Here is a 24523-nt window from a genome sequence, read left to right on the forward strand (position 1 = left end):
GGGCCGAGTGCGGCGACGGCGTCCGCGTCGGAGGACCTCACCGCAGCACGAACCCGGGGACCAGCGGGTCGTGCGGGTCGACGGAGAACAGGTGTTCGCCGGTGCGGTAGGCCATCCCGGTGACCTGCGGGATCACCGAGCGGCGCCCCGCTGCGTCCACGGTCTCGAGCACCGAGCCGATGAAGGTGCTGCCGACCACCGAGTCGTGCCGCAGCACGCTGCCGGGTGGCAGCCGGCCCTCGTCGGCGAGCACCGCCAGCCGGGCACAGGTTCCCGATCCGCACGGGGAGCGGTCGACCTCGCCGTCGGCGAAGACCGCCACGTTGCGTTGGTGCACCTGCCCCGGGACGTCGCCCAGCTCGTCGAACCAGATGGTCCCGTAGATGCCGTCGAGACGCGGGTCGTCCGGATGCACGGCGTGAGGTGAGTCGTTCAGAGCCCACTTGATCTCCCGCCCGAGCGTGATGAGCTCGCCGAGGTGCCCCGGGGTGACCGAGAGACCCAGCTGCGCGGCGGGCAGCGTCGCGTAGATCGCCCCGCCGTAGGCCACCGTGGCCGACACCTCGCCGCGGGAGGTCGTGACAGCCACCTCCCGGGCGATCACCCAGCTGGGCACGTTGACGAAGTCGACCGACGTCACCCGGCCGTCCTGCCGGTGCACTCGCGCGGTCACCCGGCCAGACGGGACGTCGATGACCACCGCCACGCTGCCCGTGTGCGGCGCCGCCACCCGGCCGGAGTCGACAGCCCACACGCCGAGCGCGATGGTGCCGTGCCCGCAGGCGGTGGAGAAGCCGTCCTTGTGCCAGAAGAGCACGCCCAGGTGGGCACCGGCGTCGTTCGGCGGCACGACGAAGCCGCCGTACATGTCGGCGTGGCCGCGCGGCTCCGAGCACAGCACCGCCCGCAGCGCTTGGATCTCGGGGTCCTCGATCGCCCGCGCGCGGCGCTCGGCCACCGTCGCCCCCGGGATCGCCACCGGAGGTTCGGCGACGATGCGGAACGGCTCCCCGCCGGTGTGGAAGTCGGTGGTCCGGATCGTGGAGGGCAGCACCCGCGCACCCTGCCACACCGCCGGGTCCGCGGATCCGCGCGGAGGCAGGGCGGGACGTCCGACCCCACCGTCGGCCGATAGCGACACCCAGCCGCACGACACGTGCCGAGTGCGGCGGGCGACGGACGAGTCGGCCTGTACGCCGGGGACAGTCGAGCGGGATCGCAACATCGGGGGTTGTTTCTCAGCAGCCCACGTCACCAGCAACGATCACTCTGTGTAGCTCGCATCGCTTGCCGTCGTAGGTCAGCGTCCTGTGCCCCCGCTGTGCCCCCGCGGCTCGCGGCGGAGCGACCCGGAGTTGTTAACCACGCGCCGCACTCTCTAGGTACGTACCCCGGTTCGATTTTCCGGGGGAACGGGGGTAGCAGGGGTCCCCGCTCGCGCTGTTGCGCCCTGAGCCTGGGGTCGAGGATGGCCCATGGCACACGACGCTTCCCCCGACCCCGCTACCGCCGTCCGAGCCGTCGCCTACATCCGCGTGAGCAAGGCCCACGACGACACGATCAGCCCCGACCTGCAACTTCGCTCCATCAAGGACCACTGCGAGCGGCACGGGTACGTGCTCACCGAGAAGCTGCAGGACCTCGACCTGAGCGGCCGCATCTGGAAGCACCGCCAGATGGAGCGTGCCATCCGCATGATCGAGGACGACCAAGCGGACGTCATCGTCGTCTGGCGCTGGTCGCGAGTCTCCCGCAACCGCCTTGACTGGGCCGTCGCAGTCGACAGAGTTGAAGCCATCGGGGGCCAGCTGGAATCCGCGACTGAGGCCTTCGATGTCTCGACCTCCACCGGCCGGCTGGCCCGCGGCATCCTGGCTGAGCTCGCCGCATTCGAGTCCGACCGCCAAGGCGACCTCTGGCGCGAGGTCGCTGCCCGCCGAGTTGCGCAAGGTCTGCCTTCCCAGGGGCAGAACATCTTCGGCTACCGCAAGCGGCCGGATGGGCACTACGTGCCCGACAGGCGCACCGCGCCGATCCTGGCCGAGCTGTACAACCGCTACATCTGCGGTGCGACCTTCACCGAGCTGGCGCGCTGGCTGAACAGCCATCACGTCGCCACCATCCAGCAGAGCGGCGCGAGCGAGCCTTGGACCAAGAGGCTGTCTGCCCTGATGGACCGAGGATTCGCCGCCGGCTGCATCAGGTCCCACGGCGAGCTGCTGCCCGGCGCACATGAGCCGGTGATCTCCGCCGCGGTGTGGGAGGCCTACCAGGCTCAGCGCGAGCGGACGCGAAATGGCCCGCGGAGGCCCCCGGCCGAGTTCCTCGCTGTGGGCTTGCTCGCCTGCTACTGCGGCCAGCTGATGTACGCGACCCGCAACACCACCAAGGCCGCCGACCGCTACCAGTGCCTCAAGCACCCACCCGGGCAACGCGGCAAGAGCATCCTCCGCGCCCGCCTCGACGGGATGCTCTATACCTGGCTCACCGCACTCGCCTACGGCCACCACGTCGGGCGGCAGGCCGACCTGCAGGCGTGGGACAGGGCGCAAGCGCAGGCGCGTCGTGCATCCGCCGTACGCGAGGAGGTCACTCGTACCACCGACGTCGAGCAGCGGGCATCGCTGCTTCAGGACCTCGATCAGCTGCGCGCTCCTGACACCACCCCGTTCCCCAGCGTCACCGCGGCTGCGCTCCTCGAGGACTGGGATGTCCTCGAAAACGTTGCCCGCCGTGCCCGGCTCCGCGCCCTCATCCGTCGCGTCACCGCCCGGAGCCTCCGGGCGACACCAGTGCTCACCATCTGCACCACCTGGGATACGGAACTGCCCTGGACCGGCGTGCAGACACGGACGGCGCCCAGCCGGCCACCTGCTCGAGCCTTCTGTGCAGACGTGAATCCGGCTGGGGAATCCGAAGTGGACCCCCTGCAACTGCTGACGCCAGCCGAGGCCGCCCGCATCACGGGCGTGAAGGTCCACACTCTCCGCAGCTGGGACGTCGCCGGCCACCTACCGAACACGCACACTGCGCCGGACGGTTCCGATCGCCGCTACGCCATCCGAGACCTTCGCCGGATGAAGCACCGCTACAAGAGCAAGGGCGTCTGGGTACCCGTCCGATGACACGGGGGCGGCTCCAGCTGACGCCGAGTCGCGGCAGGGAGGGAACCCCAACTGGGCTTGATGACGCGGAGCTGCCCGGCCAGTCGGGGCCAACTATGCGCACCTGCGCAGCCACGCCGCCTAGACACCGGTCACGGGGCCGCGTATTCGTGCTGCCGACTAAGCCTTCGGTGGTCGCTCGTTTCGAATGAGGGTGCGGATTCGATGGTGGAGTTGGCAGACGACCTCACACTTCGCGATCTCCGCATCGATCGTTGCGATGCTGTATCCGCCGAGAGCGAGCCTTGACACGTTTGCGCGCTTGCTGCCATGGACATGATCGAACTCCAGCAGGCTGGGGTTGCTGGACGTCCCGCAGTCGAATCCGTGAAGGCCGTGATCGGCGCAGCCGCGATCCAGCTTGATGGCATTGACGTGAGCGACATTCCGGTCCACGATCGCTTGATCGAACGCGCGCACTCGATCCCGATTCGCCTGGGCCCAGTTGCGCATTCTGCGGTTGTATCCATTTCGGTCCCGCTCTCGGTGGCGCCGGGCATACTCGGCCGTCTTACCTGGGTTTTTCGCGGCCCACTCGGCGCGCACGAGGGCTGCGCAGGGTCGACAGTTGTAGTGGAGGCCATCCTTTGTGGCGTTGTTCACGCCGAACGCCTCGCGCGGCTTCGACGTCTTGCACTTGGCGCAGATCTTCGGGGCTTCGGTGCTTGACTCCATGAGTCGGACAAAAGCACGGAGGTCGAATCCTCGTCAATATTGCACTTTACCAAGGCCGTAGCTATTCACCAGCGACGCGGTAATGCACATGGGAGGGCTCGAATGCACACGCGCAGCCGCCCGAGGGGCCATTGGCCGACGCTCATGCGGTCGGCTGCTCATAGGCTGGGCTGCCGGATCCCAGAGTTTCGGATAAGAGGTTCTTGGAGGGGCTAACGATAAGCTGCCGGTTCCTCGGGACCCAGCATCATGCCTCGGGAGGCCAGCCGCTTCATGGCTCCGCAACACGGAATCCGACCATTGCTTCTGGCGCCCGAAGGCTCAAACGGGACCGATGATGTCCCCGACAGTAGCCATGCCCATCACGCGCTCACCGGTGTCAACATTGGTGTGTCGAGTCCGATCACCAAGGCTCGCCACCCCCCTGACCGTTGCCCTGTAGCCATCCCACAACTGCAACTCGAATGTGCCGACGGTGGCACCTTCGGTCGCCACGTAGAACGGCCATAAGTCGATCGTCTCTTCTTCGAAGAGGTAGACGTGCCCTGCCTCTAGCGGCTGATCCCGCGGATCGCTCTCGACCCGCGAGGCGTGGCCAACACCCATCAGAGACAAAGTCTCCACATGGAATATCGGAGCTTCATAGCGCAACGCCCTCGCGAGCTTGATCGGCGGAGGGTTGCGCCGCTCCACCGCGACGAAGTATCGGTCTAGCCACCGTCGACACTCGAGCAGGCCCTGTTGGATCGTAGCCCGAGGTTGCTGACTCCCGTGAGCCAAGGCATTACGCAGGGCGATGAGAGACTCAGCGGCGGGCACGTCCACGATCTGAGTCCAGGCGGAGACTTTCCTGTCGCGCGCCTTCCCCGCTTGCCGACAAATCTCGTTCCAAGTGCCCATGCTCGGAGACGCCAGCCTTGCTGTAAGGGACGTATCCAACCGGCCAAGCCGCCTGCGGTGGCCTAAATCGCATAGGGCGGCGTGACGGAGCGCTGCTTCGACCGCTTGTAGCCCCGCCCGCAGCTGATGGTCAAGATCCGCCGTCGCGTCCATACGAGATACGGCCACCGCCAACGGCCTTGGCAGTCGTTGGGGCGTCAAGGACAAGCGCCGACTGCTCGCCGTCGTCAGGCACTCCTCGACTCGATGCAGGAGTTCTTCCTGTGCCGACTCCTTCACGACGAAGTCTAGAGCGCCCAGGCGTTGGGCACGAATGGTTTCCCGCTGGCCCCCCTCGCCGGACATCACCAAGACCGCATGCTCCCCAGGATGGACGGCCAGCTGTTCCAGGAGCCATAGCCCGCCCCACTGCTCAGGTGGCATTCGCAGGTCGACGATGACCAGGTCGAAGATGCCGCCGAGTATTCGCTTCAAACCCTCTTCCCCGTCCTCGGCGAAGACGACGTCAAAGCGCTCGGCCGGCAAGAGGGTGGCTAAGGTCCGCGCAACGTCCGATTGATCATCAACGATCAGAACGCGACTTTTGGCCCCAACGCTGTCGTTGGTCATTAGGCAGGTCCCCCTACTACGGGTGCTACGACCTGCCAACGATGCCCTGATGGACCGGTGGTCCAGTCGAGGTAACCGCCCACGCGCGCCAGGAGTCGTTGCACTGACGCGAGCCCTAAACCGGAGCCCTCTCGCTTGGTGCTGACCGCCACGCGATTGGCACTCAGCGCCTCGAGGACAGTCGACGGCACGCCTGGCCCTGAGTCGGCCACCTCCAAGATGACCTCCTCCTCCGTAGCGATCGCGTCAATCGTCACGACACCGCCCTCTGGCAAGGCCTCAACGGCGTTACGAATAAGATTGTCCAGGGCCGCCGAGAGCGCCTCAGCGGATAGGCGGGCGGTCGCGCCGCATGCGGCTCGAGGGGTCACTAGGTGGATGTGTTGTGGCAGAGATTGCAACAGGCTGGCGCTGTAGCTCCGCAGAAACCCGTCTATCTCCACCTCTCCAACCAGGTCCTCCCCGGTCAGGTCCAGCCGTGCTGCCTTCAATCGCGACCCAAGAGAAGCGGCTACATCGAGGTGTCGGCTGACTTCAAGCTCTTTGGCCAAGCGGTCGGTTCGCGTGGTCGCAGGTGTCGCCAAAGCAATCGATGCCGCGGTTAGCTGATTCTTCAAGTCGTGCAGCACGCGGGCGAGCTCCTGCTCATAGGCCTGCCCTGGAGAGGAGGATGAAAGCGAGACGAGCCAGTTGTCCTCATCGTCGCCGACGACACTCAGCGAGAGGATGTCGGACCCCAATAGCTGCATTCGCACGGCAGGGGCCGCCTCGAGAACCAGTTCAACGCCCTCAGCGTCGCGCTGTGGGAAGGTCCATCCGACGGGAGCCTTAACATCAATAGTAACTCCGCCGTGCTGATTTCGAATGCTTACTTCGACGGCCAGTGGTCTCGGCCCATCCCCACCAGTGAGGGCTTCGCCGGCCTCGGCCAGGATCCGGCCAAGCGCGGCGGCGGACCGCGCCGATATCCGGGATGTTGTTTCATCGAGCTTGGTGACCGTCAAGGTCCGCCGACTCAGGGTTAACCAGTCGTCTATTACATCGGCGAGGAGAGCGTTCTCCCCGGTGGCAAGGTGCACGGCGTGTGCAGCGCTAAGGTGCCGCACGCTCCTTCGTGCGAAGCTCAAGGACGCGGCAGTCAGGGCTTCAGTGCTCGCGAGGGTGTCTACCGAACTGAGTAACTTGCGCAATTCGGTTGTGAATAGTGGCCGCGGCTCGGCGGTACGCGCGAAATCGTAGTATTCGCGGACAGCCTCGCGCTCATCATGAGTCGGGCTCCAGCCGTTAAGCAGTTCGACCGTCGTGCGGGCCCAAATCCTAAAGTCGTCATGCCGGCCCTGTGCCAGAAGGCCACCGCCCAGGCTTCCTCTGTCCAGCCATCGCTGCCAGTCTCGACGGGAAGTCAAAGCTCCGACTTGGGCTCGTATAAGCAACTCGACTGCGTCCTTGGCGGCGGCGGCGGGTACCGCATCCCCGCTGAGCGTGGCCAAAGCTGCTAGGCCCTGCTGGGCGGCATCCTTCTTCGCATGACGCTTCGTATTGCCGTCACCTCGCAATTGGACTGTGCGCCCCTCGTAGATGAGGGCGAGGACCGCTTCGAAGGAGTTCGCGTGGCGAAGTCCGAACTCCGTAAAAGACACAGTGTGGAGTTCGACTCCAAGGGGTGCCAACTCTCCAACAAGTTTGGTATGCGCGTCAATCAGCTCAATGGACGCCAGCCCGTGGAGGCTGTCGATCAGTACGTCGGGTAACGCCCGCTCGAGTCGGTCAATGTATCGGTGCTCCAGTATCGCAGCACCGTAGAGAGCCTGAGCGCAAGTCGCTTTAATTTCTTTGGTCATGCCCAGTTGACGCTGGCCCTGGCCAAGACGAACCAGGGAAGGTATATCAAGCACCGCAAATAGCGTCGCCATCTCCTCGTCGGGCGCGTTCCGAGGTGACGCCTCCGTGGCTGTCGGACTGACAGAGCGCGTTAGCAGTTGCATCACCCGGAGCCGCCTAAAGGACAAATCAAAGACAATCCGGCCCGCGTGCGCGAGTACCGTATTGCTACCAGCGTCGAGATCGACAGGGTGCTGCTCGTAGGTCCAGCTGCGATGGGTTAGTGCAAGCGCGAAGTTCTCCGCGATACGGCAGCCGAAAGCGGCCGCAAGTTGCTTGTACCGGTCTGCGTCGTGACGCCCGACGCGACGCACTGCGTCCTCCGCGCGCTTGATGTCCTCCTTCGGACTCGCGACTGCTAGATGCTCGGGGGCGTGACGGGCAAGCAGATCGAGAGCTGCGGCCCCCGCTGCCGCCTTCTTCGTAACCCCCGCGCCTGTGCCGGACCTTCCATCTGTGAGGCGCAACTCGGCAATGAAGGTTCGGGCGTGATCGGGCCCGCTAGCTTGGTATGAGTAGACGGGCATGAAAGCACGAAAGTGCACATCGATGAGCGTCTTGGTCTTGATGTTCGAATAGTCCGTAGTTTTGTCGGCCTTCTCAATCGCGGCCGAAACAATCTTGTGCAGCGCCGCTTGGTTGCCGAAGACGGACCACCAGCCAAGGCATTGAGTGGCGACCGCAGAGTAGGCGGATGGTTGGCGGCCCGCTGCAGACGCCTCTTCGGCCTGGCGGGCTTCGCCTAGGCCAAGTCTTGCTAGGGAGGAAATGTCCATCGCCATGGCCAGGTGCTCCAATACCACTCCGAATCGCTCAAGGGAGCGGTGGCGGCGTTCTAGCGTCGCTTGCGGCTCGGTCCTATCCAAGTGCATGAGGATCTCAAACCTCAGGACATCGCTTCCCAGGCCTGCCAGTGCGTCGACCAGGTGTCCGTTGGGCCCTTCGGTGGGCACATTCTCGTAAAGCCAGCTCTTGTGGGATAGGGCTACTGCGAGCCACGCGTCCGCGAGGTGACTACGCCCCTGCTGCAGGGCGGCAGCTACGAAGTTGGGCTCCATCTCCAGCCGCATACCCGGATCAAGGACTTCGGACGTGAGCGGACTCGTGAAGTCCTTGCCTAGCATTCGGTCACCCCGCAACTGTCCGCTGTCCGTGCGCGCCGACAGTCGGCGCCGCCATGAGGCGTTGTTCACCAGAGATAACTGAGTCCAGCCCACCAACGGTCCGGGCAGGAGGGCCAACCGTGACCCCGTGCATCCTGGCGATGCCCCTCCTCGAAACCTACTCGTCCACGTCCTCCATCTAGGTGCAAGGCCTCAGCGTCGCCCTTTAAACGAGGTCGTTCGCTCAGCCGGGCGAATCGTGACTCGGCAGAAGGACTCCGGCTCCCGGGCCGTCTCTTCGCCACGCCGACACCGCGCTGCTTGTCCGCTGGACGGGGCGCATGATCAAGTGGTGTTCCCGCTGACGCCCTCCAGTCCGGCGACGCGGGCGAGGATGCAGACCCAGCGGCGGCGCGACACCCGGCCCGAACTGGCGCTCCGCCAGGAGCTGCACCGCCGGGGTCGCAGGTTCTTCGTCGACCGCGCCCCCCTGCGCGGGGTGCGTCGCCGCGCCGACCTAGTTTTCCCCCGTCACCGACTGGCGGTGTTCGTCGACGGTTGCTTCTGGCATGCCTGCCCGGAGCACGGTCGGGTGCCCCGGAGCAACGTCGACTGGTGGCGAAAGAAGCTGGCAGGGAACGCCGCCCGGGATCGTGATACAGACGAACAATTGGCCGCGGAGGGTTGGCGGGTGGTCCGTGTGTGGGAGCACGAGCCGCTCGACGCGGCCGCCGGCAGGGTCGAGATCGCCCTCGGCCCACGCCCTCCTGTGCAAACGCGCTGACTCGGCCTCCACCAACGGCCCCGGTGACCCACCCGTCGCCAGGGCTCGGTGAGGGGTGCCGCCCTTCGGGTGAAAGTCACAGTCCGGTGTGGTCCCGGAGCGCCATGCCGACCGTTGCGGCGACGTCGACGGCGACGGCGTTGCCGATGACACCCATGACCCGGCTGCGGGGGCCGGGAAACTCGTAGTCGGTCGGGAAGCCTTGGACGAGGGCGGACTCGCGGACACTGAGGTAGCGCACCGTGCCGTCGAGTTCGCGGAGCATGGCCTCTCCACCGCTGACGCCGTGGACGCCGGCCTTGATGGTCTTGGAGGGCATGTCCAGCGGACTACCAGTGTGCTTGGCGTACGTACGCGCCCCTGGAATGGCGCGGTGGTTCGGCCAACCAGGAAGCTCGTCGGCGTCGTCGGGCTCGGGGACGTCGGCGAGGGCGTCACGTAGCGTGGACCACGGCTTCAGCGTCTCGGGGACCCCGATCCGCTCGACTCGGAGAACGTGTCCTCGCTGTCGTAAGGGCACCTCCGGTTGCTCGAGGCCGTGGCGCTCCCAGTACTCGCCGGTGACGTACTGCTGGTGGAGCAGCACGTCGCGGGAATGGGTCCTCGGGGCATCGGTCCACGTGTCCGCACCGTGGACGTCGTGGCGGATGGCGATGAGGAAGACGCGGCGTCGGCTCTGCGGTACCCCCAGGTCAGCGGCGTCGATGAGGTCCTGGTAGACGCGGTACTCCGGCTCACCGTCGCTGGCCAAGATGCGCGCGTGGTGGTCCGACCACAGCTCGTCGGGGCTGCGTGGGGCGATATCGGGGTGGCGAAGCTGGGCCTTGACGTAGTCGAGGTAGGGCGCGAAGGACGGCCGGGTAAGGCCGGGCACGTTCTCGAATACGACCAGCTGGGGGCGCAGCCGCCGGACCGTGTCGAGGGCGGCCGGAAACATGTTGCGCTCGTCGGTGTCGCCGGCGTGGGCGCCGGCGAAGGAGAACGGCTGGCAGGGGGGTCCCCCGGCGATGAGCTGGACCGGGCCCCTGTCGCCGAGGTCACCGAGCACCTGGCGCACGTCGTCCTCGACGATCTGGTCTGGTTTCCAGAGCTCCGGTCGTAGCTCGGCGTTGTGTCGCAGGACCCGGGCTGCGGGGGCCCACCACTCCACGAGGGCCTGGTGGCTGAAGCCGGCTGCCCGCATGCCGAGGGCCATGCCGCCGCCGCCGGCGAACAGCTCGAGGGACTGCAGGACCCCGCGTCCCGTCGACGCGCTGAGGGCGTCGACAGTACTCCCGCTGGTGGCCAGACCGAAGTCCGCCAGCTTGGGCCCGCTCACGGCGTGCTGTGCGATGTGAAGGTGTGCCGCCCCGGCCGGCAGGGTCAGGAGGTCACTGGTCACGGTCGCCACCGTCGGCGTCTCCTGCCGGCACCGGGCCGGCGAGGCGGCCCGCCACCTCTGGCAGGTAGTGCAACCCGAGATCGCAGCGCTGCGCCATCGCGCGGTGCGTCTTGATGTCGGCTGAAGGGGTGGGGCGCCCGGGTGGCTCTAGGACGACCACGTGGGCTGGTAGCCCGTCCACGACTGCGGCCCGCAGCGCCGCCCACAGGAGGTTGCGGAAGTTCCCGGCCTCGCCCCACGCCAGGTAGGACGTGGTCCCCGCCGGGTCCTCGGCGAGGCAGTGCGGCGGCTTGACGCCTTGGCTGCCGGGGACCACGGTCGCCGCTGGTCCCAGGGCAGCGGCCGCGACGTCGGTGGGCCCGGTGCCCCCGTGACGGCCGAATCGTGCGTATCGGCCGGTGCCGCGGCTCGCGTTGACGTACTCCTTCATCGGCCCGTCCTTAATCCAGGTGCGGGCCTTCTCGGGGGTCATGTAGGCGGCGAGGATCTTGCCGACGTCGGGCGTCTCCACCCACTCGGCGTAGTGGCGGGTGCGTTCCTGCGGGGTGAGCGTGCTCCAGCCGACGTCGTCCGCGCGTGCGTAGAGGGCGGTGACGACCGCGGCGAGCTGGTGGGCCGGGAGTGTGCGGTCGCGGCTCACGCCGGCATCACGTCGGGGTCGAGGAACTGGAGCCGGGCCTCGTCGTTGGCCGTCTCCAGGCTGGCGGCGTCCTTGATCCACTGGTCGAGCAGGCCCTCGACGCTGGCATCGCTGAAGCTGATGCGAGGCTGGGGTACGCGGGGCAGAACCTCGATCTCCTCGGCATCCAGCTGACGTCGGATGTTGAGCAGCGCCGCCACGCGCCGGATGTCGGAGACGAAGTCCAGCGCGAGGACCCTCTCCTTGCCCTCGCGCAGCCGCAGGCCGCGGCCCAGCTGCTGGACGAAGATCCGCCGGCTGTGGGTGACCCGGGCGAAGGCGAGGATGTTCACGTCCGGCACGTCGACTCCCTCGTTGAGGACGTCGACCGCAGCCAGCAGGGGGATGCGGCCGGAGCGGAAATCCAACAGCCGTTGCTGGCGGTCGCGATGTGGCAGGTCCGCGTGCAGGGCCGCAGCACCGGACCACTCGGGCACCTGGCGCAGCAGCCGCTCCATCCGCTCGGCGTGGGCGATGGTCTGGCAGAAGACGATGCCCCTTGGGCTCGGGGTGGTGTGCCATGCCTCCAGCAGGGCGTCCACGACCGCCTCGTCGCGTTGGGTCAGGAACAGGCGGGTGTTCAGCTCCTTGAGGGAGTAGTGGTGCTCGCTGGCGCCACGGACGACGTCCCAGTCGACGTTGTCGACGTAGAGCCGGTAATCCACCGCAGCGAGGTAGCCCCGCTTCATGCCCTGCTCGATGCCGAGCTTGTAGCTGGCGGCACCAAACCGGGACTCGATGTCGTACTTGTCGCCGCGCCACGGGGTTGCGGTCACCCCGAACTGCAGGCTGGTCCCCAGCTCCGCCAGGAGGGCGTCGTACTGCCCGTCCTCGCCGACGTGGTGGGTCTCGTCGACCATGACCAGGCCGGGGCGCCACCCCCGCAGCACCGCGTTGAGGGCGCTGGCGGTGGTCGCGCACGTCACGCCGGTCAGGTCCTTGGGCTTGTCGTCGCCCGTGAGTACCTGGGTCTTGACCCGTTTGGGCAGGTGTCGCCAGAGGGCTCGTTCGAGCTGATTGACCAGGGGCTTGGCGTGCGCGACGACCAGCACGTCCCGCCCGGGGTTCTCCCGGAGGTACCTACTGAGGACTTCTCCACCGACGACGGTCTTGCCCAATCCCGTGGCCAGAACCAGCAGCGCCCGCTGCCGGGCCCGCAGGTCGGCCCACAGGCTGGAGACGGCGTCGTCTTGGTAGTCCCGTAGCCGGATCGGGGGGTGTTCCTCCGCCGCGCGCAGCAGCTCCTGCAGGTCCGCGCCGTTCCAGAACTCCACCCTGCGGCCGAGCCTGGCCAGTTCGTGGGCGCGTTGCAGCGCGCCGGCGGTGGGCCGGGTGTTGGTGACGACGACCGCCCTGCTGGCCCCGTAGTGGTCGTAGGCGTTGCTCACCTCGTCGACGGCTTCGGCGTCCACGGCGCCGCGGGACTTCCACTTGGCTTGGAACACCCAGAGCCGGCCCCCGCGGGTGGCCAGCAGGTCACCGCCGTGATCCCCACTGCCGTCGATGTTGACCACGTCGCGGAACCCGAGCTGCCCGAGGAGGCGTTCCAGTTGCCGGGTGAAGCGGTGCGGCCCACCGGTGTGCAGTAGCTGCGGGTCGAGGTAGGAGCCGCTCACGCGCCCGCCCCGTCCCCACCGGGGGGTCCGTTGTCCAGCTCGACGGGGTTGATCTCCCGTTCGAGCAGCACGCAGGACAGCCGGCCGCGCTGCAGCTCCTCCGCCCCCCGCCTGATCGGTCGGTCGGCCAGGACGGCGACGTCGCCGAGGAGGTCAGCGACGCGCTCCACCGATATGGCCCTTGCCTCCGGGCTGGACAGGCCATCGTGGGCGGAGCGGAAGACGCGTCCGTCCAGGAAGGCGTCAGCGCGGGCGTTGAGCAGCCGCACCAGTGCCATCCCGGGCACGTAGGAGATCCACTCGCCGCTGGTGAGCACGTCATCTTCCCAGCTGGCTGTACCTCCCTCGAGGGCGTACTTCTGCTCGGCACTCGCCTGCTCGTCTGGAGCGAGCAGTGACCAGTACCCGGTCGAGTTGCCGGCGACGACCGGCTGCATCCCTTCCCGCACCCGCTCTAGCAGGCGGACGGCGACGTCGTTAAGGGCCAGGCCGCTGACCTTGTGGTCGGGCAGGCATTTCTCTTTCAGGTCGTAGAACAGGGCGGACAGGGCCCGTTCGGTCTGGCCGCTGCGCACGCGGAGGTACTCGGCGAGCTCCATGACCACCAAGTCCCTGGTGTCGACGGCGAAGTCGGTGAAGACCTTGTGGTCGGCGTCGATAAACACCTCCACCCGCGCGCCCCGGTCGGCGGCGACGTAGACCGGGACCGGCTCGCCGTCGGCCCGCTGCAGCGTCTGCTTCCGGACCAGGTAGGCCGTGACCTCAAGCGGGGCGCCGTGTCCGGGCAGCCCGAACTTGGTCTCCAGGTCCGGGAGCCGGTCACCGTGGGCACGCCACCGGGCGCGGCGCTGTTCCTCGCTCTCGACCGCCGGCGCGGGCTCGGGGCGCGTCGTGGTGTCACCCGGCTCGTCGTCCAGGAGCCCCTTGCGCTTCAAGATGTCCCCGCCGTCATCGCCACCGTCGGCGTCGCCAGCACCGCCGCCGTCCCGGGGGTCCGGGGCGGTCGGCTGGGGCTCGTCGTGCCGCTGGGCGGCGCGGTACCACTCCTCGTCGGTCTGGTACCTCGGGTCGCCGTTCCGGAAGAGCTGGGCCCACTCCCGGGCCCGGTCGTGGAGCGCGTTCTTGCCATCCCCAGGGATGAGGTAGTTCAGTCCGGCGTCGTTGCGGCGGTACCCGCTAAGCAGCCGGGCCAGCGGGGAGGTGTTCGGCCCGTATCCGGCTGCGGCCGCCTTCTTCGGCTGCAGGGGGCCGCGGCCACGTACGACCTGGACGACCTTTTTCCACTCCGGGGTGTCGTAATCGAAGGCGCTCTTCTGGTAGTTGACCCGTACGTGGTCGACGTGTATTTCCCCGACGATGCGCCCGGCCCGCGGCATCTCTAAGGGGTACTCCGACTCACCACGACCACTCGCGTCGTCGGGGTCCTGCCACTGGAACATGCTGGTGTCGCGCACCAGGATCTTGCGGCCGTTGCGGATGAAGTCGATGCCGTAGTCGCTCGTGTGCAGGTAGCGCTGGATGCCCACCCAGCCCCAGATGCGACGGGGCTCGGCCTTGAGCCGGTCGCTCTGGCAGGACTCGCACCGGCCGTCGAGGTCGTCCTGCCAGGTCCCGCAGTCAAGGCACACGTGCCGGTCGGCCAGCTGCTCGTCGATTCTGATGACCGCGGGAATGCGTTCGCCGTTGCGCACCACCGAGCGGCTCTCGTCCCAGAGGCAGGCCAGTCGAGGCTTGACCGGGTAGCGGTCGACATTGAGGACGAACCCGCGCTCGGCCAGCAGGTGGCTGTAGACGTCGCCGAGGTTGTCCTTGATCTTGGCCTGTCGCCGACTCAGGGTCTCGTGGTGCTCGGGCTTGAGGTCGCGGATGACCACGACGGTGCCGTGCTCGCCGGGGGCCTTCTTGGGCTCGGTGGTCAAAGGCAGGTCGTAGTGGTCGCCCTTGGCCAGCGCCCGCAGGTCCAGGGTGACCACCGTCCACGCCGGGTCCCCCGACCGTGCGGTCTTGACGACCGCGACGTGGCCGAGCCGGGCGGTGGCGATGTTGAAGCCCACGCCGTAAAGCCCCAGGCGGCCCACGCGGTCGTTGCTCGACCACCCCGCCCGTAGGGCCGACCGCAGCTGGTCCCGGCTCATGCCGGGGCCGTTGTCGCTGACCCACACCTCCCCGTCGCGGGGACCGCTCCCCTTCGAGGGCAGGGTCACCGTGACCGTTGGCGCCTCCCCCTCGGCGGTGAGGTCCCCCGGCCCACCGTGCTGGCGGAGGAACTCGTCGAACGCGTTGTCCACGAGCTCGGCGATGCACTGCCACGGGGCGAGTTCGATGTCCCCCAGAACCCCGAGCAGCCGCGGGTGCGGCTCGACGTTGATGGTGGACGGTTCGCTGGTAGCCGACATCTGTTCCCCCGTGACGTTGCCCTGCCTCACCAAAAGCGGGCCCATCTTGTCAGCCACCCCCGACAAGACCCCCGTCGGCGCGGCGGTTGCCGGGCCTCTTCAGAGGTCGGCGACCCCCCGTTCCAGCACCTGGCGGACCAACGCGAGGAGGTCCTCGACGGTGGTGTCCCTCGTCGTGGCCGACGCTACGGGGGTGCCGTCGTACTGGTCCGCCGGTGGGTACAGGCACACGCTCCAGCCGGCCTGCTCGGCACGCGACCAGGACAGCGAGTCATCGGCGTCGGTGACCAGGAGGGAGTGGCCTCCGTCGAGGAGGACCTCCAGCGCGGCGTTCATGCCGCCGGTCTGGGTGAAGGTCGTCGGCAGGCCCGCAGCGGTTAGCGCGTCGATGACGTCCTGGTACTGAGCCTGGCCGACGGCCATCGTCTCCTCGTAGCTGAGCATGCTCACTCCCCACCCGTGGCGCCGCCGGCCAGTGCGGTGCGGTCGGCGTCGGTGAAGCCGTCCGTCCGACCGTTGGCCGCGCAGTATTCCGCCCAGGTGAGGGTGGCGGTGGCGTGCGGGTCGAGGGACCAGTAGCTGATCCCGCCGCTGCGCTCCCACGCCTGCCCGGTGGCCGGGGCGATTCGGCTGTGCAGCAGCCCGTCGCGGCGCAGCTGTTGTAGCGCAGGGATAACCCGGTGGTTGCTGGCCGAGTTGCCCTTGCTGCTGCTCCCCAGGGCGATGTGCCCGTGGTCGGCCACGTGCCGCGCCAGCACGGCGGGGGCCAGCAGCAGCAGGCGGTGCTCGATCACCCCGTACTCGGTCCACCCGTCTTCTACACGGAAACAGTCCCGCAGCGGGCTCACCAGGTCCCCGCTCACCGGCTGATGTGCGCGCTGCCGCGTCCGTCCTTCCCCGCCGCCTGCCGGGCGCTGTCGGACAGGTGGGGCCGCTGGCGGCGTGGACGGGGTCACGGTGACGGTCCGCGAATTGCCGTCGGCGTGGCGCCCAGTGCAGGTGAACTGCAGCAGCCCACCCGGGATGAACCTGGCCCGCCCGAGGTTGTCGCCACTCCCGCACGCGGGACAGACGCGCCCGCCGTCGGCGGGGCGCCCCGCTATCGCGGCCCCCGCGCTCACGCGCCGCCGCCGAGGTTTGTGGCAAACAGGCCGGCGAGTTCGGCAGGCATCTCGAACCCTTGGGCGCGCTGAATGGAGCTGGCGGCCGGGTCGTAGCGGGGCGCGAGCGGGTGGGGGGCGTCGGCCGGCAGCATCCCCTCAGCGACCAGTTCCCGCATTACACCCTTGACCGGCTTGGTGAAGCCGTTGAGGCTCCGCTCGGGCGCGTAGCCGCCGAGCCTGTAGACCGTGTCGCGGTCCACCGAACCCCCGTTGTCCGCGGCGTGGCGCAGGGCGGCGAGCTGGACCGTCCGGTTTCGGGCCGCCAGCCGGGCGCCGAACTCGGCGATCGCGGCCGGGCTCCACCCCAGCACCGCAGCCGGATCCGGCTCGAAGGCGCCGGCCTCTGCCAGCACTGCGGCGATGGCCGCGCGAAGCTTGTCCACGGTGCCGGCGTCCAGCTCCTCGGTGTCCACGATGATCGCGCTGCTCATGCTCACTGCGACTCCAGTTTGTTATGCGCCAACTCCACAGACTCTAAATACACTGGATAGAGATTGTGAGACCTCTTAATCGTGAGTGCCTGGCATCGCGCTCCACCACAGGACCTCCCAGCCGGTGAGCGAGGCCACCACCACGCCCCGGGGCGAACGCGCGCTGCTGTGCTCCAACTGCCACCGCATCGTTCGCCACGGCCACCTCCTGGCTGGTCGTCGAGGAGGGCACCTGGTGCGGCCCAAGCGGCCGCCTCGACCCACCGGCGGCTCACCGACGCCCCAGGAGCGCAGGCGGTCAGGACGTGGTCAGCAGCGCGGCCTCAGCCTCCTTCCGCTCGACGCGCTTGAGCGCGGAGCGGTCGAGGTCGCAGTCGGAGAGGACCACCCAGTGGTGCGCCTCGGCGAAGGGCGAACCGTGCCGAACGATGCGGCCGATCTGCTGCTGCAGTCGGGCAGGGTTGTCTGGCACGCCCACCGACACGAGGTGGCCGGCGAACTGCAAGTTGAGGCCGCGCTCGACCACCTTCGACCCGAGCAGGACGTGCATGTTCGGGTCGTCGCGGAATTCTTCGACGAGTCCCGGCCGGTCGCCCTTGCCGGTACTGCCCCGCAGCTCCACGTAGCCGATGCGCAGCTCCTTGAGGTCGTTGGCGATGGCGTCCAGCTCGTCAAGGCTCTCGGCGATGAGCAGCACCTTGGTCATTGGATCAGCGGTCGCCAACCGGTTGATCAGGTAGGCCGCGTGCTTAGCCCTCGTGCTCAGGCCACCGGGCTGCCCGGTGACGACGGCGCGGTGCCGCTGCTGCCGGGCCAGTGGGTCCTTGATGTGGGTGTCGGCCCAGCGGAGCTGACTTGCTTGCGTGTTGGACGGGGGCACCCACTCGTCGTGGCGCACGTACTCCGGCCGCAGGAGGTCGGCAAGGGCCTCGGCGCGGCGGAAGTAGTGCCCGGCGGTGAGGTCGCGGAAGGCTGCGGCAGCACCGGGGTTGAGCCAGCCGGTCGGACGGCGGCCGTTGTCGAAGACCTGCCACTGGACGTACTGCTGCGCGAAGGCGGCCCAGCCAGGTAGGTGCGGCAGGTGCAACAGAGCGTAGACGTGCCACACGTCCATCGGGCTGTTCTCGTAGAGGGTGGCCGTGAAGGCGTGCACCCGCTCAGCCGTTGAGGTCGCCTGCAGCACGGCGGCGTGCTGCTTCCCCCCGCCCTTCAGCTGCGACACCTCGTCGAGGATGACGACGGGACGGGGCCCCTCCCAGAGGGTGTGCCGGGCCAGCCACTGCGAGAACGTCATGACCTTGACGTGAGCGGGCGTGTTGAGCGCCAGCCGGCGGACGTCCTCGTTGGCGCGCGAGTCGAGGTCCCGGCGTCCGGCCAGGCACCGGACGGTCAGTCCCGGCAGGAAGCGCCTCAGCTCGACGGTGGTCTGGTGGGCGAGCTGGCTGTCGGACGTCAGCCACAGGACGGGGCGCGAGGGGTCGACGACGCCGGCCTCGACCAGGTGGGCGATGACGCCGGCGGCCTGGACAGTCTTGCCGGCACCGACGGGGTCGGCGCACATCGTCTTCGGCGTCGCCATCATGAAGGCGACCCCGTCGGCCTGGTGCTGCCGCAGGCGACCCTCGTGGAGCTGCCCGTAGTCGAGGTACTGGAGGTGGTCGGGGTTCAACGTGGTTCCTTCCTGCCCTCTGTCCGAGGGCGTGGCTGATGAGCCGCCAGCGCCTGCTGGCGGTCGGGTGGGTGATGGGTTGCGGGCCTCCACGGCCCCGCTCAGTGAGATCTGTCGCGCTTCGCGCGTGGCCTCGACCGGTAGGCCGATAGGTTTCGAGCGCCCTGCGTGGCGCTCGGTCGAGGGACCCTGGGCCTCGACCCGGGGTCGAGGCCTCTGAGCTGCGCCTCGGCGCAGCGGCGTAGACGGGTGTCGGCCCTGGTCAGGCGCCCTACATGGGGCGCCGGTCGGGCCGGGTACCGCGCCCGCCTTGAGGGCGGGCTACCGGGTGTTTGTCGGTTGGTCGAGAGGGGGGGTGTGGGGGGGAGAGTCAGCCAGCCAGCCACCCCTGGCAGCCAGGGACCTAGCCACGTGGTCAGCCGGTGGTCGAGGCGTTCGACGCGTCGAGGTGCGGCTGCCGTTGGGCGGCCTCCGCGTGACGACCCTCGACGAGGTCGAAGAGCGTGCGCGCCTTGCCCTCCGTGTTGATCCCCTCGACCGCGCCGATGAGGCGACGAGCCTTCTCCCGGTCGGAGATGTCACCGGGCATCTCGGCCAGCAGGGGTGTTGCCTGGGCCACCTGGCGCTCGCGGAACTGCTGGCGCGGCGTGGCCTTGTGGACCTTCACGCTGGAGCCGGCACTGCTGGTCGACGACTCGCGGGTGATCGCCTCGACGGTGCGACCATCCGGGCCGCGGACGAGTTGCAGCGCGTGCGGAGTGACCGTGTTGCCCCGGATGGTCAACCGGCCCCCCGCGTCCATGTAGACGAGGTGCCGGAAGTGCGCCTCGATGCTGGCGGTCCCGGCATAGCCGGCCTTCACGCCCTTGGCCGGGTGGTGCACGGTCAGGTACGGGACGCCGGCTCGCGCCAGCTCACCGAGCCCTGCGAGCGTGACGCCCACGTCGCCGTTGTTGTTGATGTCCGCGGTGGGGTTGTAGCCGTAGAGGTTGTCGAGGACGACCAGGCCGACGCCCTCGTCGAGGGCGTAGCGCGCTAGGCGGCCCCAGCCCTCCAGGTCGCCTGGCCGGGGCGGGTGAGCCAGTTCCACGTCGTCGAGGACGTGTGACTGAAGGCGGCCGGCGTACTCCTCGAAGCCACCGGGGTCCGTGGGAAGGACAAGCGCACGAGCAGACACGGGCGCCGCCCTGCTGTGCCACTCCTGGCCCGTGGTGAGGGCCTCGACCCACTCCACGACGAGGAAGCTCTTGCCCGACTTCGGCGGCCCGGTCAGCAGCGTTGCCGTCGGATGGATCAGTCCGTCCAGGAGGAAGGCGGGGCGGCCCACCATCTCCCCCAGTACCTGCCTCGCAGTTCGGGGTGGCTCCAGACCCCAGGTCGACCCGCCCGGGATCGAGAGCGCCACCGCGGTCATGGCCGTCACGCTGGTGCGAAGACGGGGGCGGCCTGCTGGTCGACCCAGGCCTCCACGTCGGACCGGCGGTAGCGCACGTGCCTGCCCAGCCGGTAGCGCGTGGGCCCCTGCCCCCGCGAGTTCCACTGGTACACGGTGGCCACCGGCACGCCGAGGTAGGCGGCCACGTCCTGGACGGTCATGAGGTTGTCGATCACTGTCTTCCGTTCTGGTATTCGGTGAACGGATGCTCTACCGTTCGCGTCGAGACAGAACGTACATGGTTCGCGCCGATCCACAACAGCAGACCGGCGATTCGTGATCGAGGAGAACACTCGCGTGTCAGAAGCACCAGGCGCAACACCCGTCACTGAACCTGTGGCCGCGAGGATCGGCCAACGCGTCCGCGACCTCCGTCATGCACTGGGTCTCGACCTGCGTGGGCTGGCGGAGCGACTGGCCGAGGAGGGGCACCCGATCAAGCTGGGCCAGCTCTCGAAGCTGGAGTTGGGACAGCGCCGGGTCGACGTCGACGACCTCGTCGCGCTGGCCGTCGTGCTCAACGTCACCCCGGGTCAGCTGCTCATGCCGGCGCCGACCTGGGGCGAGGACGACCTCGTCGCGCTGACGCCTCATCGTTCTGTCCACTGGCACAGGGCCTGGCAGTGGATGTGCGGGGACTACTGGCTCGACGACTCGATGCGGCCCGACTCGCCGGACGACGAGTACGCGTGGCACGAGGCGGCGCGTCCCCATGACCCGACGGGGGGCTACAACTTCCACCCGAACTTCCTGTACGGCCGGGAGGAGGACATGCACGCCGTCGTCGTGGCGGTCCAGAATCTCCTGGCACCGAAGGCGGGGAAGAACTCGGTGTCGAAGCAGCGGCTCTTCGACGCCCTCAACTGGTACCTGACCGTCTCGACGGGGCAGGTCGACGAGAAGCCGGAGCCCCACGGTGGCTAGCGTCTACAAGCGGGTTCGGCCGCGCCCCGGGAAGCCGGACCTGGTGACGTGGGAGACCCGGTGGCGCGACCTGACAGGGGCCCAACGGAAGAAGTCCTTCGGGAAGAAGGTGGACGCCGACCGCTACGCGACGTCCATCGAGCACTCGATGCTCACCGGCGCGTACGTCGACCCGAAGGCCGGCAAGGTCACCCTTGAGCAGTACGCCGAGGAGTGGCGCGCCGCTCAGGTGCACCGCCCGACGACCGAGGCCCACCACGAGACGATGCTGCGTCGTCACGTGTACCCCCACCTCGGCCACCGGCTGCTCGCCGACATCCGGCCGAGCGAGGTGCAGGCCTGGATCAAGCGGCTGTCGGGCAGCCTCGCCCCGTCGACGGTCGGCGTCGTCCACCGCATCGTCGCGGGGATCTTCAAGGCCGCCGTCCGCGACCGGCGGGTGGCGACGAGCCCCTGTGAGGGCACGAAGCTGCCGAAGCGGCAGCCGAAGTGGGTGGAGCCGCTGTCCACCGAGGCGGTCGCCGCGCTCCTCGCAGCCGTCCCGGACCGGTACCGGACGCTGTTCGTCCTGGCCGCCGGCACCGGCATGCGGCAGGGCGAGGTGTTCGGCCTGACCGTGGACCGGATCAACTTCCTCCGTCGCCAGGTGACCGTGGACCGGCAACTCATCCTCGTGCCGGGCAAGGAGCCGTTTCTGGCGCCGCCGAAGACTGCGGCATCAAACCGGACCATCCCCCTCCCCCAGGTCGTCGTGGACGCGCTGGCGGCCCACCTCGCGGCGTTCCCGGCCGGGGCGGAGGGCTTTCTTTTCACCACCGACTCGGGGAAGCCGATTCGGCGGACGGCGTTCTCTGCCCAGGTGTGGCAGCCGGCCGCGCGGGCGGCCGGACTACCGCCCGCCGAGACGTTCCACGGACTCCGGCATCACTACGCATCCCTACTCATCCGGCACGGCGAATCGGTGAAGACGGTCCAGGCCCGACTGGGCCACGCGTCGGCGTCGGAGACCCTGGACACCTACTCGCACCTCTGGCCAGACTCCGAGGAACGGACCCGTGAGGCCGTGGACGAGGCCTGGCGTGGGGCTGTTGTGCCCCCTGTGTGCCCCCAGGAGGAAGCCGCTCAGTAACGCAAGGGCATATCCACAGGCCAGACGCCCTTCCGGGCTAGGACGACGGACGAGTCGGCCTGTACGCCGGGTTCTGTCCCCGGGCGCCTCGCGGCGTCCCGATGGGCGGTCATCCATCTAGGCCTGCCGTTGCCGACAGGCTCCAGCGGTCCACCCGCAGGCATCGGGCGGGCAGCCCTCGAACGCCTGCGCAGGACGGCGGTCGCCCGCCGTCCCTCTCGACCTTGCTCCGGGTGGGGTTTACCGAGCCACACCGGTCACCCGGTGTGCGGTGGTCTCTTACACCGCCGTTTCACCCTTACCAGTCGCGCCACCGGAGCGGCGCAGCTGGCGGTCTGTTCTCTGTGGCACTGTCCCGCGGGTCGCCCCGGGTCGCCGTTAGCGACCACCCTGCCCTGTGGAGCCCGGACGTTCCTCGGCGACGGGGTCTCCCCCGCCGACGCGACCGCCCAGCCGACTCGTCCGTCGTGCCGACCAGTCTAGAGAACGCTCACCCCCAGTAGAGCCGGAACCCGACGCGTCGGCGACCGTCCTCGGTCAGGGTGGACATGTCGACGATCTGGCGGGCCTGCTCGTCGACGGGTTCGGACGAGATCAACTCCAGGTACCGGCGGTGCTCGCACAGCGAGGCGACGGCCCGGTCCACCTGGTCGGCGACGTCCACCTCGTGCGGCGGGTCGAGCATCTCGCTGACCGCGATGTACTGCACGCCGCGCCAGGGCTCCTCCGGCAGCTCCGGGAAGATCCACTCGTTGGCGGCGTCGGCGACCGCGTCCAGCACGCTCTGCCCCAGCGCCCGGTGGTCCGGGGAGTTCACGTACGCGGGCGACACCCCCGGCGGCGTCCACGTCGCACCGAAGTACCCGGTGACCACCAGCTCCGGCCGGTGCCGGCGGATCGCGCCGGCCAGGTCGCGGCGCAGCTCGGGTCCGGCCACGAGCACGCCGTCCCGGTGGTCGAGGAACTCGACCTCCGAGACCCCGACGACGGCGGCCGAGCGGCGTTCCTCCTCCTCGCGGAGCGGCCCCGCCTCCGCCGGCGACAGACCGGCCATCCCCGCCTCACCGCGGGTGGCGAGCAGGTAGTGCACCTCCTTGCCGGCCGCCGTCCAGACGGCGACGGCCGCGGCCAGGCCGTACTCGATGTCGTCGGGGTGGGCGGCGACGACGAGCGCGCGCTGCCAGTCGCCGGGCATGGGCAGGGGTGGCATGGCGGCAGTCTGCTCCCGGGGGACGACGTCCGGTGGACGTCAGCGCGCCGGCCGGTGGACGAGCAGGGTGATCCCGGATCGGAACCCCTGCGCCGAGACCAGGTGCAGCCGGACGTCGGTGCCGTCGGGGAACAGCCGACGACCGCGGCCCAGCACCCGCGGGTACACGAACAGCCGGTACTCGTCGACGAGGTCCGCGGCGATCAGGGCGTGGCAGAGCGTGATGCTCCCGGTCACCCCGATCTCCCCGTCGGCCGAGGACCGCAGCGCCCGCACCTCGTCCACCGGGTCCCCGGAGAGCACGCGGGTGTTCGCCCAGTCCGGCTCGGTCAGGGTGCGGGAGACGACGTACTTGGCGACCTCGTCCAGGTGCCGCGTGACGCCGGTGGTGTCGTCGGTCTGCGCCGGCCAGAACGACCGCATGTCCTCGAAGGTCCGCCGCCCGACGAGGAACCCGGTCTGGGCGGCCATGTGCTCCTGCACGACGGCGAGCTGGTCGTCGGCGTCCGCCGCCTCCTCGGTCGGGTCGAACCACCCGCCGAGGGCCTCCACGACCCCGTCCAGCGTGGCGTTCTGGGTGATGACGATGCGTCCCATGCAGGTAGGACGCCGCCGGCACCCGGGAGTCATCGTCCGGCGACGTCCAGCAACACCGCCGCCAGCTCCTCCGGCGCGCTGACCATCGGGTCGTGTCCGGTGGCGAGCTCCACGACCTCCCAGCCCGGCTGACCGCGCACCAGCTGCCGCGACGGGTCGATGGTGGGCAGCGCCGGCGAGGTGCAGGCGACGTAGGTCCGCGGGCGGGCCGCCCACCGGACGGCGTCGAAGGTCAGCGGGTCGTCGTAGACGCCGCCCGGCTGCGGGGTCTGCCGCCGCGCCACCCACTCGCCGTCGGCGCCCTCCAGACCGAACGCCGACGGCGGCGGGGGCGGGATGGTGCCGGTGGCCGCGATCGCCGCCCGCCGCGCGGCCTGGACCGACGGCGGGTTCTGCGTCGACCAGCAGTCCCCCGGCTCCGGGACGACGGCGTCGACGTACACCAGCCGGCCCACCTCTCCGCCGAGCCGGTCGGCCGCGCCGGTCACCACCACCCCGCCGTAGCTGTGCCCGACGAGCACGGCGTCCGCGCACTCCTCGGCTCGGACGGCGGTGACGACGTCCGCCACGTGCGTGGCCAGGGTGATCGCCGGCGACAGCTGGTGGGCCCGCTCCCCCAGGCCGCTGAGCGTCACCGGGACGACCCGGTGCCCCGCCGCCCACAGCAACGGCAGCACCCGCCGCCAGCACCAGGAGCCGTGCCAGGCGCCGTGCACGAGGACGATGTCGGCCACCGGGTCATCGTGCCGCGCCGCCCTCGCCCCCACCCGTCCACGA

21 protein-coding genes and 1 other RNA gene are annotated in these 24523 nt (G+C 69.0%); 4 read left to right on the forward strand and 18 right to left on the reverse strand.

Annotation, left to right across the window (positions count from 1 at the left end; genetic code table 11):
* Nucleotides 1–37 precede the first annotated feature (37 nt).
* Nucleotides 38–1054, reverse strand: coding sequence for a proline racemase family protein (locus PGN05_RS14095; RefSeq protein ID WP_419753182.1), 1017 nt, complete (start codon nt 1052–1054; stop codon nt 38–40).
* Nucleotides 1055–1475: 421 nt separating this feature from the next.
* Here PGN05_RS14095 and PGN05_RS14100 point away from each other — a divergent pair, with 421 nt between their 5' ends.
* A complete protein-coding gene (locus tag PGN05_RS14100; RefSeq protein WP_419753183.1) occupies nt 1476–3125 on the forward strand; it encodes a recombinase family protein in 1650 nt (549 codons plus the stop codon).
* 159 nt (nt 3126–3284) lie between these two features.
* On the opposite strand, the gene PGN05_RS14105 is transcribed toward PGN05_RS14100, so the two are convergent.
* The 3 genes from PGN05_RS14105 to PGN05_RS14115 form a co-directional block, all read right to left on the reverse strand.
* Complete coding sequence (locus PGN05_RS14105; RefSeq protein WP_419753184.1) at nt 3285–3839, reverse strand: hypothetical protein; 555 nt, start codon at nt 3837–3839, stop codon at nt 3285–3287.
* 321 nt (nt 3840–4160) lie between these two features.
* Nucleotides 4161–5348 carry a response regulator gene (locus PGN05_RS14110; RefSeq protein WP_419753185.1) on the reverse strand — a complete coding sequence of 396 codons (1188 nt, stop codon included), beginning with the start codon at nt 5346–5348 and terminating at the stop codon, nt 4161–4163.
* Entirely contained in the window at nt 5348–8353 is a 3006-nt protein-coding gene (locus PGN05_RS14115; RefSeq protein ID WP_419753186.1) for an ATP-binding protein, read from the reverse strand. The genes PGN05_RS14110 and PGN05_RS14115 overlap by 1 nt, the downstream gene beginning before the upstream one ends.
* Before the next feature lie 331 nt (nt 8354–8684).
* Between PGN05_RS14115 and PGN05_RS14120 the strand changes: the two genes are divergently transcribed.
* Nucleotides 8685–9116, forward strand: a complete 432-nt coding sequence (locus PGN05_RS14120; protein ID WP_419753187.1) for a very short patch repair endonuclease — start codon at nt 8685–8687, stop codon at nt 9114–9116.
* Between the two features lie 76 nt (nt 9117–9192).
* On the opposite strand, the gene PGN05_RS14125 is transcribed toward PGN05_RS14120, so the two are convergent.
* The 10 genes from PGN05_RS14125 to PGN05_RS14170 form a co-directional block, all read right to left on the reverse strand.
* Entirely contained in the window at nt 9193–10497 is a 1305-nt protein-coding gene (locus tag PGN05_RS14125) for a DNA cytosine methyltransferase (RefSeq protein ID WP_419753188.1), read from the reverse strand.
* Nucleotides 10487–11137 carry a hypothetical protein gene (locus PGN05_RS14130; protein WP_419753189.1) on the reverse strand — a complete coding sequence of 217 codons (651 nt, stop codon included), beginning with the start codon at nt 11135–11137 and terminating at the stop codon, nt 10487–10489. The genes PGN05_RS14125 and PGN05_RS14130 overlap by 11 nt, the downstream gene beginning before the upstream one ends.
* Nucleotides 11134–12792: a DEAD/DEAH box helicase family protein gene (locus PGN05_RS14135; protein WP_419753190.1), complete on the reverse strand. Its 1659-nt coding sequence runs from the start codon at nt 12790–12792 to the stop codon at nt 11134–11136. The genes PGN05_RS14130 and PGN05_RS14135 overlap by 4 nt, the downstream gene beginning before the upstream one ends.
* The gene (locus tag PGN05_RS14140; RefSeq protein ID WP_419753191.1) at nt 12789–15245 is read right to left on the reverse strand and encodes an ATP-binding protein; all 2457 of its coding nucleotides are present in this window, start codon (nt 15243–15245) and stop codon (nt 12789–12791) included. The genes PGN05_RS14135 and PGN05_RS14140 overlap by 4 nt, the downstream gene beginning before the upstream one ends.
* A 42-nt stretch (nt 15246–15287) precedes the next feature.
* Entirely contained in the window at nt 15288–15632 is a 345-nt protein-coding gene (locus PGN05_RS14145; RefSeq protein WP_419753192.1) for a hypothetical protein, read from the reverse strand.
* A gap of 2 nt (nt 15633–15634) precedes the next feature.
* Entirely contained in the window at nt 15635–15982 is a 348-nt protein-coding gene (locus PGN05_RS14150) for a hypothetical protein (RefSeq protein WP_419753193.1), read from the reverse strand.
* Between the two features lie 323 nt (nt 15983–16305).
* Nucleotides 16306–16782 (reverse strand): hypothetical protein, encoded by a 477-nt coding sequence (locus PGN05_RS14155; protein WP_419753194.1) that lies wholly within the window; start codon nt 16780–16782, stop codon nt 16306–16308.
* A 298-nt stretch (nt 16783–17080) separates the two neighbouring features.
* Nucleotides 17081–18451 carry a helicase-related protein gene (locus PGN05_RS14160; RefSeq protein ID WP_419753195.1) on the reverse strand — a complete coding sequence of 457 codons (1371 nt, stop codon included), beginning with the start codon at nt 18449–18451 and terminating at the stop codon, nt 17081–17083.
* Nucleotides 18452–18866: 415 nt separating this feature from the next.
* Nucleotides 18867–19865 (reverse strand): AAA family ATPase, encoded by a 999-nt coding sequence (locus tag PGN05_RS14165; protein ID WP_419753196.1) that lies wholly within the window; start codon nt 19863–19865, stop codon nt 18867–18869.
* Nucleotides 19866–19870: 5 nt separating this feature from the next.
* Nucleotides 19871–20062 carry a helix-turn-helix transcriptional regulator gene (locus tag PGN05_RS14170; RefSeq protein WP_419753197.1) on the reverse strand — a complete coding sequence of 64 codons (192 nt, stop codon included), beginning with the start codon at nt 20060–20062 and terminating at the stop codon, nt 19871–19873.
* Nucleotides 20063–20222: 160 nt separating this feature from the next.
* Here PGN05_RS14170 and PGN05_RS14175 point away from each other — a divergent pair, with 160 nt between their 5' ends.
* Together PGN05_RS14175 and PGN05_RS14180 are read left to right on the forward strand one after the other, a co-directional pair.
* Nucleotides 20223–20810: a helix-turn-helix domain-containing protein gene (locus PGN05_RS14175; RefSeq protein ID WP_419753198.1), complete on the forward strand. Its 588-nt coding sequence runs from the start codon at nt 20223–20225 to the stop codon at nt 20808–20810.
* Complete coding sequence (locus PGN05_RS14180) at nt 20803–21939, forward strand: tyrosine-type recombinase/integrase (RefSeq protein WP_419753199.1); 1137 nt, start codon at nt 20803–20805, stop codon at nt 21937–21939. Before PGN05_RS14175 ends, PGN05_RS14180 begins: the two co-directional genes overlap by 8 nt.
* Before the next feature lie 46 nt (nt 21940–21985).
* On the opposite strand, the gene rnpB is transcribed toward PGN05_RS14180, so the two are convergent.
* The 4 genes from rnpB to PGN05_RS14200 form a co-directional block, all read right to left on the reverse strand.
* Nucleotides 21986–22400, reverse strand: an RNA gene (gene rnpB, locus PGN05_RS14185) — RNase P RNA component class A.
* Between the two features lie 29 nt (nt 22401–22429).
* Complete coding sequence (locus PGN05_RS14190; protein ID WP_419753200.1) at nt 22430–23149, reverse strand: PIG-L deacetylase family protein; 720 nt, start codon at nt 23147–23149, stop codon at nt 22430–22432.
* Between the two features lie 39 nt (nt 23150–23188).
* Nucleotides 23189–23746 (reverse strand): dihydrofolate reductase family protein, encoded by a 558-nt coding sequence (locus tag PGN05_RS14195; RefSeq protein ID WP_419753201.1) that lies wholly within the window; start codon nt 23744–23746, stop codon nt 23189–23191.
* A 29-nt stretch (nt 23747–23775) separates the two neighbouring features.
* The gene (locus tag PGN05_RS14200; RefSeq protein ID WP_419753202.1) at nt 23776–24480 is read right to left on the reverse strand and encodes an alpha/beta fold hydrolase; all 705 of its coding nucleotides are present in this window, start codon (nt 24478–24480) and stop codon (nt 23776–23778) included.
* Nucleotides 24481–24523 lie beyond the last annotated feature (43 nt).

The sequence above is a fragment of the Geodermatophilus sp. CPCC 206100 genome (genome assembly GCF_048569675.1).
Taxonomy (GTDB): domain Bacteria; phylum Actinomycetota; class Actinomycetes; order Mycobacteriales; family Geodermatophilaceae; genus Geodermatophilus.